Raw genomic sequence first — 15,115 nt, 5'->3', positions numbered from 1 at the left:
ATTATATAGAACCAGTATTAGGAGGAAACTATGAACGAACAATTAGTAATGAGTGTATCAAAAGAACTCAAATTACCAACAGCTAAAGTTAAAGTTGTACTTGAACTTTTAGCAGATGGTGCAACCATTCCATTTATCGCTAGATACCGTAAGGAAATGACTGGTGGTATGGATGAAGAACAGATATTTGCAATTAACCAAATGTTTGAGTATGCGAATAACCTATTTAAACGTAAAGAAGATGTTATCCGTTTAATTGATGAAAAAGGTATGTTAACTGAAGAACTTAAGAATGAAATCTTAAGTGCTACTAAACTCGTGGAAGTTGAAGACCTTTACAGACCATACAAAGAAAAGAAAAAGACTAAAGCAACAGAAGCAATTGCAAAAGGTTTAGAACCACTTGCAAAATTCTTATTAACATTTCCAAAAACGGATGTAGTAGAAGAAGCAAAAAAATATCTTAATGATGAAGTATTAACTACCAAAGATGCACTTGAAGGTGCTGGATTCATTATTTCAGAACTTATTAGTGATGATGCAAACTATCGTAAATATTTAAGAGATTACTTATTTAGACATGGTGTATTAGTATCTAATTTAAGAAAAAATGGTAAAGAATTAGATGTAAAGGGTGTGTATGAGATTTACTATGACTATAGTCAATCGATTACTAAAATTAAACCACATCAAATTTTAGCGATTAACCGTGCTGAAGATGAAAAAGTTATCACAGTAAAATTAGATGGTACTAAAGAAGCCATGGAAAACTATCTAATCAAACAAGTGATCAAAAAACCATCTAATGCAGATATGTATTTAGAAGAAGCAATTAAAGATTCACTTAAACGTTTAATCTTTCCTTCGATTGAAAGAGAAATTCGCTCAGAACTCTCTGAAAAAGGTCAAGAACAAGCGATTGAAGTCTTTGCAGACAACTTATCTAAACTATTATTACAACCACCTTTAAAAGGTAAAGTGATTCTAGGTATTGACCCTGCATTTAGAACAGGTTGTAAATGGACTGTTGTTGATCAAACTGGACAAGTACTTGAAAAAGGTGTCATTTATCCACATGAGACAACTCAAGGTGGTAGACCAGATCCTGAAAAGGTATTCCAAGCTGAACTTCAATTAAAAGTTTTATACAAAAAATATAAGTTTGAATTAGTAGCAATCGGTAATGGTACAGCTTCAAGAGAGACCGAAAGGTTTGTTGTTGAAGTCATAAAGAACCAAAATATGGATGCTAAATACGTTATCGTCAATGAAGCAGGTGCATCTGTATATTCTGCAAGTGATGTTGCACGTGAAGAATTCCCTGATTTTTCAGTGGAAGAGCGTTCTGCTGCAAGTATTGCAAGAAGACTACAAGATCCGCTATCTGAACTTGTTAAAATAGATCCAAAATCTATCGGTGTTGGTCAATACCAACACGATATTGCACCTAAAAAGCTAGATGATTCTCTAAACTTTGTTGTTACACAAGTTGTAAACCAAGTGGGTGTGAACGCGAATACTGCAAGTAAATCTTTACTAACCTATGTATCTGGTTTAAGCAAAAATGTTGCTGAAAACTTAGTCAACTACAGAAATAAAATTGGTGGTTTTAAATCTCGTGAAGATTTATTAAAAGTACCAAGTCTTGGACCTAAAACTTATGAACAAGCAGTTGGTTTCTTAAGAATACCAGAATCTGATGAAATCTTAGACCAAACATCTATTCACCCTGAAAGTTATCAACTAGCAAGAGAAGTGATGAAGAAATTAAATATCAGTTCTGAAGATATTGGGAAACCAAGTATTAGACTATGGACAGATAACATCGATAGAGAACAAGTAGCTCGTGAACTGCATACCGATAAATATACACTAGATCTTATACTAGATGCATTTGTTGCACCTATGAGAGATCCACGTGATGACTATGCTCAACCAATCTTAAAATCTGATGTATTATCTATTGAAGACTTAAAGGTAGGTATGGAATTAGAAGGTACTGTAAGAAACGTAACAGACTTTGGTGCTTTTGTTGACGTAGGACTTAAAAATGATGGACTTGTTCATATCTCTAAATTGTCTAATAAATTTGTGAAACATCCCAAAGATGTTGTATCAGTTGGGCAAATTGTAACTGTCTGGGTACTCAATATTGACCGTGATAAAGGTCAAGTAGGGCTAACCATGGTAAATACATCAAATTAGTGATTGACAACTAGAATAAAATAAGTTAATATAATAAGGCATGATTTAATTCATGCCTACAATGGAGCGATACTCAAGAGGCCGAAGAGGGCGCACTGCTAACGCGTTAGACGGTTAACCCCGTGCGAGGGTTCAAATCCCTCTCGCTCCGCCATTGGCCCGTTGGAGAAACGGTTAACTCACATGCCTTTCACGCATGCATTCACGGGTTCGAATCCCGTACGGGTCACCATTAATTATTGAAATACTCTTCTCACCCGTGGGAAGGTTTTTTTTCTAGACATTTATGTAGAGTTTTAAACTCATTAACAGATGTTCTAAGTTGAAAAAACTGAATTTGTCAGAGTTCATTCAAACTTAGAAAACCTCCTAAAACTTATGTGTACATAAACAAAAATTAAAGCAATTCTTGAAGATATATTATAGGTTTCAAAATTTTGCGAAAAAAGCAACTTATTTTGATATAAGTTTTGAGTGATTTTGAAATGTGCGTTCCTCAAACCATATGAATTGTGAAATTCCATAAGATCATCATATCAATTTAATGGAATGTAATGAGCTTTTATTCAGACAATTAAAAACTTTAGAGATACAAATGAGAGGTCTTAATATCTTAACTAATTCAATTCACACGAAACTTTTGAGACTACATGGTTATAACTAACTTTGATTTATTTTACAAAACAGATTAAATTATATATAATAAAAGATAGTTATGTATGCATATTACTATTTTGAGTATTATGCATAAACAATACATTAGAATATGAGGGGAAAATATGAGTCAGTTAAGATTGAAAGTTAGAATCGGCGAGATTGAAATTGAATTGGATGGGGAAGGCGAGATTGTTAGAACAATTTTTCAAGAATTAAAAGAAGATGGTTTGGGATCTCTAATGTCAAAAAAAGTAGATAATCATAACATGATAGGTAACAATAGGATATTAGACAGTAAAGAGTCTTTAGTTAGCGCACAAATGAATGAGGAAACCGACCAATCACAAGCAGTTATAGAAAATACTGAATTACCGTTTTTAGGTAATATAGTTTTAGAGGGGAATCCGAGATCTGAAAAAGAATGGCTATTAGTGTATGCGCTATATAGTTCTGATAATGGACAGAAATTATTTACAGAACAAGATTTGAAATTGAAATACGATGAATCTAAAAGAAGCACATCAAATCGCATGGGCAATTTTAAAACCAATATAGCAAAACTTGTGACTTCTAAGTTTATTCAAGCTATTAATAATTCAGATTACAAAATAACAACTTTGGGACTCGAAGAAGCTAAAAGCATAATTTATAACACTCGTGAAAAGATCAAAAAAAATAAAGGTGACAAGAAATCTAAAACAGCTATAACCTCTTATAATATAGTGGAGTTGAATTTGAACGAGGAGGATAGAATAAATTTAAGAACATATTGGGGAACATACAAGCATGACAAAACTCTCGATAAAATTATACTACTTTTTAATTGGATGAAAGAACACAAAAAAATAGATGAAATGGGTAAAGATGAAATTTTCACTTTATTAAGAATTTTAGATGAAAATATATCATTTAATATCGTTTCAGCACTCACAAATGCAAAACATAAAATGAATTTTTTGTTATCATCAAATAAAAAATCATATTATAAAATTAATTATATGGGAGAAGATTATATCAAAAGAAATCTTATAATAAATGGTGACAAAGTTGAAAGATAAGCTAGAATTGTTTTCATCAAAAATTCCCGACATTAATCATTTACAATCAAGCAAATTAATCAAATATTTTTCGTATTTTTTATTGATTGAACTTGAGCAGTCATATTTCACGGCAAAGAATATTTTAGAATGCTATGAAACTCTCCTTATAAAGCCTTATTCAAATATTCCCGATTATTTGGGGAAAAATAGTAAAGGCAGAAACGCAACTTTCGGAAAAAAAACAAATGGCTATTATTTGCACAGAAATGCAATCGAAAATATACGTCAGAAGCTATCTATAATAAAAGAAGTACCAGTTACTAATAATTTAATATCAATGGAAATTTTTAACGGAACTCCATATTATATAAAAAAAATAGCTGAACAAATGAATCAATGCTATGATAGCGGATTATTTGATGCTACTCTTGTTATAATAAGAAAAATCTTGGAGACTTTAATTATTGAGACATTTGAAAAATTCAAGTGTGATAATCTTATAAAGGATGACAATGGTAACTTTAAATACTTGAGCGATTTAATTCCAGTGTTTATTAATTCGAAATTTTGGAACAATAGTAGAAATTTAAAGAATAATATTATGCAAATAAAAAAATATGGAGATTTAAGTGCGCATAACAGGCGTTTTTTAGCGAAGAAAAGCGATCTAGATCATTTGAAATCTGATTTAAGACAAGTTATTGAAGAAATTGTTTTAATTATTGATTACCCTGGCAGCAAAAAAATATAAAGGGTTACCAAAACGATACCTGAAATATTGATCTTCATGCCAGTCTGAACTGATAGTCACTGAAAAAAACGTGAACCCCTACGGGTCACCATTAATTAATGAAATACTCTTCTCACGTATGGGAAGAGTTTTTTATATAAAAAGTGATCCTTTAGATTATTTGCTGGATTAAGAGGTGATGACAACTTCAAGAATCTATCGAGTGTAACAATCAAAAAAAGAAGCAGTTAAAGAAATTATTGAATGTGCAGAAAAACAGTTTGATCCAAACCTTGCAAAGATAATTGTGATAAAGGTAATAAAAAAATCATTGCACTTTTAGGGTTGTATCGACGAAGTGTTTTAAATGATTAGTTAAATATTATGTCTTTAAAATATGAGACCGATAAATGACGTATTAAGACTTTATATTCTTTCATTATATAAAAACTATTGGATTATGAAGTACCGATCAAAAACATCACACATGTGATATGATTAAAATATATAAATAATACAAACATCAAAAAAAATATAAAAGAGGGCATATATTATGAAGCATATACAACTAATTTTTTTAAGTATAGTTAGTCTATCATTACTCTTTGGTTGCACAACAACGATAAGTAAACTAGAAATAGATAATCAATCAATTTTAGATTTATTTTGGGATAACTATTTGATAGACTCAACTGTTCAAAATGTCGAGGCATCTGAAATGATCAAAGATATTCATATTTTTGGTCACGCTTACTATCTAAAAGATATAGGTGATGAGCAAACAAGATATTATAATGGTGATGAAGCTACTAAATATGTACTTCATGCGATTATTACGTTTAAAGGCGCATCTAAAGTACCACAACACTATACTTATCGATGGCATGAATACATATTTAATGAGCATGCAAAGTTTGCAGAAAACAGCAATTTAGAATTGATACAAGGTGAAATTGATTTTAATGAGTACACAAAATACGCACTATTAGCTAATAGAAATGCTATTGATGAATTAGAAACAAATTTAAGACATCAGATGACAGATTCTTCAGTCCTAGATATTGAGACATACGATAAAAAGTATACATATCAAAATATCAAACATCTATTATCAAACGGTACCAAAGCAATTTTAAAAGATAATATTATTTATTTAGTAAAAAGCCAAAAAGTTATACTTGCAAAATATATTGGGCAAGCAAATAGGGCAAAGGTTGTTATACAAAAAACAATTGATGATAAACCTGTGACTGAAATTTATAAGTATGCCTTTCATTTCGCCAATATTGATTTGTTAACAATTCCAAACACAATCGAATCTATTGGGAAATCAAGTTTTTTTAGTGCGTCTATTAATCATATTGTATTTGAAGCAAATAGCATGCTTAAAGTTATTGAAGCAAGTGCATTTTATGGATCTACATTTTATTCTATCACGATTCCATTGAGTGTTCACACCATTGGGCCGAATGCATTTTATGTGACAAGGCTTAATAGAATTCAAGCAGAAGTATTAGAAAAACCAGATGGATGGCATGATGATTGGGTTAATCCAGACAACCGTGTTATATGGGGCTACACACCGGAATCATGATAAGAGTATTTATGAAGATTTACACAAAAGTGCTTTTGAAAGTTATTCAACAGAAATCGGGTATGTTTTAAAAAGTATTACAAAAACGATAAAGTCACTCAAAAAATGGATGAAGCCTAAACGGGTTAAAACACCCATTTACTTACGCCCAACTACTTCCTATATCGCATATGAACCTAAAGGTGTGATATTGATTATTGGTCCTTATAATTATCCGTTCCAATTAATCTTAGAACCGCTTATTGGTGCGATTGCAGCAGGTAATACTGCAAGTATAAAACCCTCTGAATATGCAAGCCACACAGAACAGTTACTACAAACTTTAATAAACGATCACTTTGAGCCGTCTTATCTACATGTTATAACAGGTGATCATAAGATAACAGAAAATTTACTTGAAAATAAATTTGACCATATATTTTTCACAGGTAGTACAAGGGTTGGAAAACTCATTTATGAACAAGCAAGTAAGCATTTAACACCAGTGACATTAGAACTGGGTGGAAAAAGTCCCACGATTGTTGATCAAAGTGCCAATTTAAAAGTTGCAGCCAAACGTATTATATTTGGTAAATTTATAAATGCAGGACAGACATGTATTGCACCAGATTATATTTATGTACATCAAACGATTGCAGAATCATTTATAAAGATTTTATCAGATACGATGCATACCATGTATAATGATTTACATCAGTTTGGACGTATTATTAATGATAAACATTTTGATCGATTAATGAATCTCATCGATGCAGATAAAGTACTTCAAAAACCTGTAATTGATGCCAAAATGTGCTTAATTTCACCTACAATCATGAAGGGTGTAACCTGGACGGATAAAGTCATGCAAGAAGAGATATTTGGGCCCCTTTTACCAGTACTTATCTATGATGATATCGATACACTAATTAAACTGTTAAAAACTAAAGAAAAACCTTTGGCACTTTATGTATTTACAAATAATAAAGATATACAGCATAAAGTCTTTAGCCAATTATCATTTGGTGGTGGAGCTATGAATGATACTATCATGCATGTGAGTAATCCCTGCCTACCCTTTGGCGGTGTTGGTCAAAGTGGGATGGGTGCATATCATTATTTTGCCTCATTTGAAATATTCTCGCATAAAAAATCCTATATAAAACGCTGCACATGGTTATATTTACCACTGGTCTATCCACCATATACAAAGTCCAAAGAAAATATAATCAAAAAAATCCTAAAGTAAAGGGATAATAAAAGTCACACATCAAATAGATATGTGACTTTTATTATGTTTTAAAGACTTTTAAGTATATGGTATCGACATGTCTTAATATATAGATTGAGTCAAACGCTTTATCCAGTTCATCTGGTGTCATAAACTTCATGATATCTGAACTTTTTAAAAGTTCTGTTTTAAAATCTTTTTGATTGCTCATGGCATCAGTCGCAATCTTTTGAACCAAATCATACGCATGATCTCTTGTAAGTCCTTTATCAATCAATAAAGATAGTACATGTTGACTAAATACGATACCACCAGTTATATCTATATTGTTTTGTAGTTTTAATGCGTGGACCTCTAAGTTAGATAGCGTATTTGTTATACGATCTAACATATAATCAATTAATGTTGTTGCATCTGCTAATATGATACGCTCAGCAGAGGAGTGGGAAATATCTCTTTCATGCCATAAATTAATATTTTCAAAAGCTGTTAAAACATAACCTCTTAAGACTCTAGATAATCCAGATATATTTTCACTAGATACCGGATTTTTTTTATGTGGCATTGCACTAGAACCTTTTTGATCTACACTGAAGTATTCATTTACCTCAGATACTTCAGTACGTGATAAATGTCTAATTTCAGTGGCTATTTTTTCTAGTTCACTACCCAATAGTGCAATACTTGAAATGTAGTTTGCATGTCTGTCTCTTTGAAGTACTTGTGTAGAAATGTCTGCAGATGCTATATCTAATAGACGGGAAACTGTTTTTTCTAGTTGAGGTGTGTTGGCCGCATAGTTGCCAACAGCGCCTGATATTTTAATCACTTCGATGTTTTTACAGGCAGCATCAAATACAGAAAGTAGCCGTTTTAGATCACTGTACCATAGTGCAAATTTTAATCCAAAAGATGTAATTTCAGCGTGGATGCCATGGGTACGACCTATGGTTGGTTGGTCTTTATAAGTATAAGCTTTTTGTTTTAAGACTGACAATAACTTATTAATTTTTGATCTAATTGCTTGATTGGCTTGCCTGAGTATAAGTGCTAGTGCACTGTCGACAACATCTGTAGATGTTAAACCATAGTGTAGCCACATTTTCTCAGCACCCAAACTTTTAGAGACAGTTCTTGTAAATGCAATCATATCATGTTTTGTTTCTATTTCTAATGCATAGATTGATTCTAAATCAAAGGTTGCTTTAGTAAGTTTATTGTAAGTTGTTTCATCATATTTGCCTAATAAATACCACGCTTTGGCAACAGCTAGTTCAATTGTCAAAAAAGTGTCATAGCGATTTTGATCACTCCATAAAGTTTCAAATAATGGTGTTCGATATCTTTTTATCATAAATTAATCCTCAAATATAGATGATACTTCTATTGTTTGGTCACGCCTTGGACCCACTGAAAATATAGCTAATGGTATTTTTGTAAGTTCTGTAATTTTGTTTAGATAATTTTGAGCGTTAACTGGTAAAGCATCAAATGATTTCACACCCGTAATATCTTCATGCCAACCAGGTAGCTCAATATAGTTTGCAACACATTTTTCATAGTCTTTAATGTGTGCTGGTATGGTGAATATTTCTTTGCCATCTAATGTATAAGATGTACAAATCTTTATGGTGTCTAGACCGGATAAGACATCCAATAAAGTAATTGCTAAATAAGATAACCCAGAAACACGTTTTGTATAATTTAAAACGACACAATCTAACCAACCAATACGTCTTGGTCTTCCAGTGGTTGTACCAAACTCGTTACCCTTGATACGTATACTTTGGGCAATATCACCTGATATTTCAGTTGGCATGACACCGGCACCTACTCTGGTTGAGTAAGCCTTAGTCACACCAATAGCACCATCAATTAACCAAGGTGCAACCCCGGTATTTAATGGTACTGAGGCTGCTGTTGGTGATGATGAGGTAACAAAGGGATATGTTCCATGATCTAAACAAAGCAGTGTACCTTGGCCCCTTCAAATAAAATGTTTTTCCCTGATCCTATATAATCATTTAATAAAAGAGAAGTATCTTTAACAAGCGGTTTAATAATATTTGCATAAGCTTGATATGTTTTATAGACTGAATCAAAATCTATTAAAGGTAATCCGTAGTTTTTAAAGTCTATATTTTTTTCATCAATTAACTTTCTAAGTTCTGATTCAAATTCATTTGATACAAGTGTAGCAACCCTTATACCAATACGGGATGCTTTATCTTTGTAGGTTGGTCCAATACCCTTATTGGTTGTACCAATCTTTTCTGTTTTAAGGAATTCCTCATGTTTATCTAAAGTGATATGAAACGGAAATGTTACATGTGCACGATCAGAAATAAACAACTGATAATCTGTATGATTTAGATTCTTTAATTCAGCAATCAGTGCCTCGATATTAATAACCATACCATTAGCCAATATATTAACTTTGTCAGCATTCAATATACCTGATGGTAATAAATGCAGTGCATATTTCTTATGGCCTATAACAACTGTATGACCTGCATTATTTCCGCCTTGGTATCTGGTAACAACATCAGCCTTTTGAGCAAGAAAATCAGTAATTTTACCTTTACCTTCATCGCCCCATTGTGTACCAACTACAACTATTCTTTTCATGTCTTATCTCCATAGGTAATTTTAAAATACGTTATATTTTATCATATAAATATAACAAAAACTGTAAATTATACGTAAGAAAAACACACATGCATATAAACTTCATATACGTATGTATTTGAATTATAAATCAAGTTATTTTTTCAGGCTTATGATAATAGTAACATTGATGATATATATATAATCCGGAGCCATCAGTATATCTTTAATCTCTTGGTTTATACAGCCTTAATAAATAAGCGCTTATTTTGTGGTAGGTTTTTTTGTCTTTGATGGAAAAAATTAAAAGGGTTTATAAGATATTCAAAAAGTCCTCGAAACTCGAACTTATGTAATTGATTTCATGTGGTATGATAAGGAATCAAAATAAGTTGAGATTTAGTGAAAATATTTTGTTATATAGAAAACGTAAATTCAGCATCTGTTTTAGATTATCTCTTGTGCCTAATTTAGAGGCGTCAATTCAAATAGAAGAAATTTTACATACAATACATTAAAGTATATTTTATATACTTGTTTAAACCATTACGCTTGATTTCATAAATTAGGCATGTTAAAATGCTTTCCGAATGTAAAATATCTTATAAAAACTTATAGTTTGATTTTCATAACTTAAGTAGTTACTTATACAAAAAAAGAAGATAAAAAGTCTAGTAAAGTCTTTTTATGAAGGGAAAAGTTCATGGATTACGTCATAAACATCGGTTTACTCATCATAGGATTTATATTTTTAGTTAAGGGTGCAGATTTCTTTGTTGCATCATCTTCATCGATTGCAAGAAAGTTTAAAGTATCACCTTTAGTCATTGGTTTAACATTGGTTGCTTTTGGTACATCACTACCTGAACTTGCAGTAAGCTTTATTGCATCGTTAACCGTTGAACCAGGCGCAACTGCAGATATTGCAATGGGTAATGTCATTGGTTCTAGTATTGTAAATATCTCACTTATTTTAGGGTTAACAGCACTAGCAAGACCTGTTAAAGTATCTAATACCATGTACAGAAAAGAGTTTCCTTATTTATTATTTTCTTCTATACTAATTTTAGTGCTTGCACTATTCTTCCAAAGTGATACAAGAATCGTTTGGTATGAAGCACTTATATTGCTAATCACTTTTATTGTTTACATCTATATCATGATAAAAACTGGTAAGAGTGAAGATGAAAATGTTGAATTTGAAATTCTTAATATGAAAAAATCAGTGTTATTACTTGTTATTGGTCTTGCAGGTGTTACATTAGGTGGTTACATGGTGACAGAAGGTGCTAGTAATTTAGCTACAACCGTATTAGTTGGACTATTTGGTATGTCTACAACTAAAGCTATTACCTTAGTTGGTTTATCAGTAGTTGCTGTAGGTACATCACTACCTGAGATGGTTACATCTGTAGTAGCTGCTAAAAAAGGTGAAAATGAGATTGCATTTGGAAACCTTGTAGGATCCAATATCTTTAACATTTTATTCATTCTAGGTTTATCGGGTTTGTTTACACCACTTGGTATTAATGGTGATGTTGTAATCGATACATTTATCATGTTAGGTGTAACAATCATTGCGGTAGTGTTTGCGATTACAAAAGACATCGTATCTAAAAAAGAAGGACTGATCTTAGTTTTAATCTATGCAACATATATTACCTATATTATTTTACGTGCACTTACAATTGTTTAATAACCTTAGAAACTAAAATTACTTTTACTCCATAATTTAGCCTAATTATTAGATTAAGATAAACACATCATTTTTGATATACTGAACATAAGAGGTAAATATTATGGAGACTATAGTTCAATCACAAAAAACATTATTTTTAAGTGGTAAGACGCTATCTTATGAGTTTCGTATAAGACAGTTACAAAAACTTAAACAATTAATCATAAATTATCAAGATGAGATTTTAGAAGCACTATTTAAAGATTTACATAAGTCTAGATTTGAAGCGTATTCAACAGAAGTGGGTTATGTTTTAAAGTCATTAACACATACAATTAAAGGTTTAAAGAAATGGATGAAACCTAAGAAGGTTAAAACCCCATATTACTTATCTGCAACTTCATCTTATATCACATATGATGCGCTGGGTACTATTTTAATTATTGGTCCTTACAACTATCCATTTCAGCTAATAATAGAACCACTCATTGGAGCGATTGCTGCAGGTAATACAGTGATGATTAAACCATCTGAATTTGCAACGTATACAGAGAAAATATTAGTTAAACTAGTTAACAATCACTTTGATAAAGATTATCTATATGTCATAGAAGGTGACTATACAGTGACTAGTAAGTTATTAGATTCAAAGTTTGATCATATCTTCTTTACTGGAAGTAGTCGTGTAGGTCAAATTGTCTATGAAAAAGCAAGTAAACATTTAACACCTGTGACATTAGAATTAGGTGGTAAAAGTCCAACCATAGTCGATGAAACAGCAAACCTAAAAATAGCAGCCGAAAGGATTTTATTTGGTAAGTTTTTAAATGCAGGTCAAACATGTATTGCACCAGACTATATTTATGTACATGACACCATTCATGATGAATTTATTAATATCCTAAATCAAGTAATTAACACAAGATACAGTGATATGAATTATTTTGGACGTATCATTAATGAAAGACATTATAAGCGTCTAATTGGACTAATAGATGAAACGAAAATGATTCAAAAACCTACAGTAGAGGCCGAAACTAAACTCATTAGTCCGACAGTATTAATAGATGTAACATGGGATGATAAAGTGATGCAAGAAGAGATTTTTGGTCCTATACTTCCAGTACTTAAATATGCCAACTTAAAAGATTTGGTTTCACTACTAAAAACAAAAGATAAACCACTAGCACTTTATTTATTTTCAAACGATAAAAAGAATCAAACATATGTATTTGAAAACCTAACTTTTGGTGGTGGTGCTATCAATGATACAATTATGCATGTAAGTAATCCATACTTACCGTTTGGTGGTATTGGCATGAGTGGTATAGGCGCTTACCATGGATTCTATTCCTTTAAACTATTTTCCCACACGAAAGGTTATGTAAAAAAAGCTACATGGTTTGATTTACCGATTATATACCCACCATATACTAAGTTTAAGGAAAAACTTATTAGAAAGATTTTTAAGTGACTTCTATAAATCATCAAGTGATTATGACTATTAGAAGTGGTATATAATAAGGATATAGAGACTATAATTCTTGATAACATCTCTTAGTTTTTATAGAAAGGATTTCTATGAACAATAAACTACTAACATATACGAAACAAGAATTAATAGATTATATCTTGACCTTAGAAAAAGCACTCAAACAAAAAGAAGATCAACTAAGTATAAATATTAAATGGGCTGGTAACTTAGGTCAATGGAAATGGCTTTATGCTGAGAATAAAGTTTTTTTTAATGCACTTAAAGCACGTACTATTGGTTATGAAGCAGAAGAGATTGGTCAAATCGGATTTGAGTTTTTCACCAGTAAATTGCACCCAGATGATTATGATCGTGTGATGGATAATATGAGACAACATCTAACCGGCAAAACTGATGCCTATGAAGTGGAGTACCGCATTATGCACCGTGAAGGCTATTATCTTTGGTACTATGATAGAGGCATTGTTACTAAAAGAGATAAAGACGGTAAACCACTTGAATTAGAGGGTATTGTTTTTGATATTACAGAGTCTAAGAAATTAGAGGAACAACTTATTAAGTATGCTCAAAGTGATCCCTTGACAGATGCACTAAACAGGCGTATGTTGTTTAAAGAACTAGAACATCAAATATATATGAATACATACAAAAATATACCTTTTTCACTCTTGATGTTTGATGTGGACAAGTTCAAACAAATCAATGATACTTATGGTCACTTAGTGGGGGATGAAGTATTAATTGAAACCATTCAGCTTATAAATAAATCAAAAAGAGAATCAGATATAACGTTTAGATATGGTGGCGATGAATTTTTCTTAGTATTACCAAATACACGATATAAAGACGCCCTAAATCTTGTTAGTAGGATACAAGATGTATTTAAAAAAACACCAATCTCTAGTGTTGGATATGTAGTCCTTAGTATGGGTGTATCTCAGTATAAACCTGGGGAAACTATAGATCAACTAATCAACAGAGTAGATCAAATGATGTATCAGAGTAAACAAAAGTAAAAGAACTATCAAAATAAATTTGATAGTTCTTTTTATTATTTTCTTCTATTTAATAATAGTTTAATTTGTGTATGTATAACAGTATCTTTAATATATAGAGACTCGATTAATGTATTTAATGTATCAACATATGTATTTAGTACTTGATTGGCTTTATCTAAACCAAGCAGTGACACATAGGTAGGTTTATTTCTAATGTCATCTGATTTAGATTTACCAAATTCCTCAGGTGATAATGTATATTCTAATATGTCATCTTGAATTTGGAAAATAAGTCCAATATAGTAACCTAAATCCTCATAACTTTTTATATCATGATCTGAAAGAATAACGCCAGCAATCATAAGACTGGCTTGAATGAGGTTTGCTGTTTTAAGCTCATACATTAAATTTAAATCTTCTATTGTAACCATTTTGTCTTCGGATTCAATATCCTTGATTTGACCAAAGACCATACCGGTACTACCAGCTTTAGAAGAAATGATATCGATGATCTCAACTTTTTGTAGAGTGCTTAGATATTTGTTTTGAGTAACAAGTCTAAAACTATCTGTTAGAAGTGCATCACCAGCTAGGATGGCTATAGCTTCGTCAAAAGCAATATGTACAGTTGGTTTTCCACGTCTTAGTGTATCATCATCCATTGCAGGAAGATCGTCATGAATAAGCGAATAAGTGTGAATCATTTCAACAGCTAAAAATGCTTCTATGTAAGGTGTTGGATCAACACCTTTACTTTCAAGTAAGGTCATCCCTAACATAGGTCTTATGCGTTTACCACCACCGAGTAATGCATAGGCCATAGCCGCTTTTAATTTACTTTCAGGTAATGTTTCGATATAAGCTTTTAGTCTATTTTCAATTGTTGGCATAAAATGTACTC

Annotated in this window: 10 protein-coding genes, 2 tRNA genes and 1 pseudogene; 10 read left to right on the top strand and 3 right to left on the bottom strand. The window is 31.5% G+C overall.

Going from position 1 to position 15,115, the window contains the following annotated elements; all coding sequences use genetic code 11:
- Window positions 1-30: 30 nt before the first annotated feature.
- The 7 genes from ACL_RS06625 (at window position 31) to ACL_RS06600 (ending at window position 7,454) form a co-directional block, all read left to right on the top strand.
- Window positions 31-2,205, top strand: coding sequence for a Tex family protein (locus tag ACL_RS06625; protein WP_012243262.1), 2,175 nt, complete (start codon window positions 31-33; stop codon window positions 2,203-2,205).
- Window positions 2,206-2,268: 63 nt separating this feature from the next.
- Window positions 2,269-2,359, top strand: a tRNA-Ser gene (locus tag ACL_RS06620).
- 2 nt (window positions 2,360-2,361) lie between these two features.
- Window positions 2,362-2,437 (top strand) — tRNA-Glu (locus ACL_RS06615).
- Window positions 2,438-2,984: 547 nt separating this feature from the next.
- On the top strand, window positions 2,985-3,920 hold the full coding sequence (locus tag ACL_RS06610) for a hypothetical protein (RefSeq protein ID WP_012243261.1): 936 nt from the start codon (window positions 2,985-2,987) through the stop codon (window positions 3,918-3,920).
- Window positions 3,910-4,653, top strand: a complete 744-nt coding sequence (locus ACL_RS06605; protein WP_083235209.1) for a hypothetical protein — start codon at window positions 3,910-3,912, stop codon at window positions 4,651-4,653. The genes ACL_RS06610 and ACL_RS06605 overlap by 11 nt, the downstream gene beginning before the upstream one ends.
- A 532-nt stretch (window positions 4,654-5,185) precedes the next feature.
- Complete coding sequence (locus ACL_RS07350) at window positions 5,186-6,226, top strand: leucine-rich repeat domain-containing protein (RefSeq protein WP_012243259.1); 1,041 nt, start codon at window positions 5,186-5,188, stop codon at window positions 6,224-6,226.
- Complete coding sequence (locus ACL_RS06600) at window positions 6,168-7,454, top strand: aldehyde dehydrogenase family protein (protein WP_238523140.1); 1,287 nt, start codon at window positions 6,168-6,170, stop codon at window positions 7,452-7,454. The genes ACL_RS07350 and ACL_RS06600 overlap by 59 nt, the downstream gene beginning before the upstream one ends.
- Before the next feature lie 43 nt (window positions 7,455-7,497).
- On the opposite strand, the gene purB is transcribed toward ACL_RS06600, so the two are convergent.
- Window positions 7,498-8,790, bottom strand: a complete 1,293-nt coding sequence (gene purB / locus ACL_RS06595; RefSeq protein ID WP_012243257.1) for an adenylosuccinate lyase — start codon at window positions 8,788-8,790, stop codon at window positions 7,498-7,500.
- A 3-nt stretch (window positions 8,791-8,793) separates the two neighbouring features.
- Window positions 8,794-10,064, bottom strand: a pseudogene (locus ACL_RS06590) (adenylosuccinate synthase).
- Between the two features lie 682 nt (window positions 10,065-10,746).
- Between ACL_RS06590 and ACL_RS06585 the strand changes: the two are divergent.
- The 3 genes from ACL_RS06585 to ACL_RS06575 all read left to right on the top strand — a co-directional run bounded on the left by ACL_RS06585 (window position 10,747) and on the right by ACL_RS06575 (window position 14,232).
- On the top strand, window positions 10,747-11,739 hold the full coding sequence (locus ACL_RS06585; protein WP_012243256.1) for a calcium/sodium antiporter: 993 nt from the start codon (window positions 10,747-10,749) through the stop codon (window positions 11,737-11,739).
- 103 nt (window positions 11,740-11,842) lie between these two features.
- A complete protein-coding gene (locus ACL_RS06580) occupies window positions 11,843-13,195 on the top strand; it encodes an aldehyde dehydrogenase (protein ID WP_012243255.1) in 1,353 nt (450 codons plus the stop codon).
- A 107-nt stretch (window positions 13,196-13,302) separates the two neighbouring features.
- Window positions 13,303-14,232: a sensor domain-containing diguanylate cyclase gene (locus ACL_RS06575; protein WP_012243254.1), complete on the top strand. Its 930-nt coding sequence runs from the start codon at window positions 13,303-13,305 to the stop codon at window positions 14,230-14,232.
- 35 nt (window positions 14,233-14,267) lie between these two features.
- On the opposite strand, the gene ACL_RS06570 is transcribed toward ACL_RS06575, so the two are convergent.
- The gene (locus tag ACL_RS06570; protein ID WP_012243253.1) at window positions 14,268-15,104 is read right to left on the bottom strand and encodes a polyprenyl synthetase family protein; all 837 of its coding nucleotides are present in this window, start codon (window positions 15,102-15,104) and stop codon (window positions 14,268-14,270) included.
- Window positions 15,105-15,115: the final 11 nt, after the last annotated feature.

This window comes from Acholeplasma laidlawii PG-8A (assembly GCF_000018785.1).
Taxonomy (GTDB): Bacteria; Bacillota_I; Bacilli_A; order Acholeplasmatales; family Acholeplasmataceae; genus Acholeplasma; species Acholeplasma laidlawii.
Note: the sequence above shows the minus strand (reverse complement) of the source record. Positions and strands in the feature narration are given on the sequence as shown.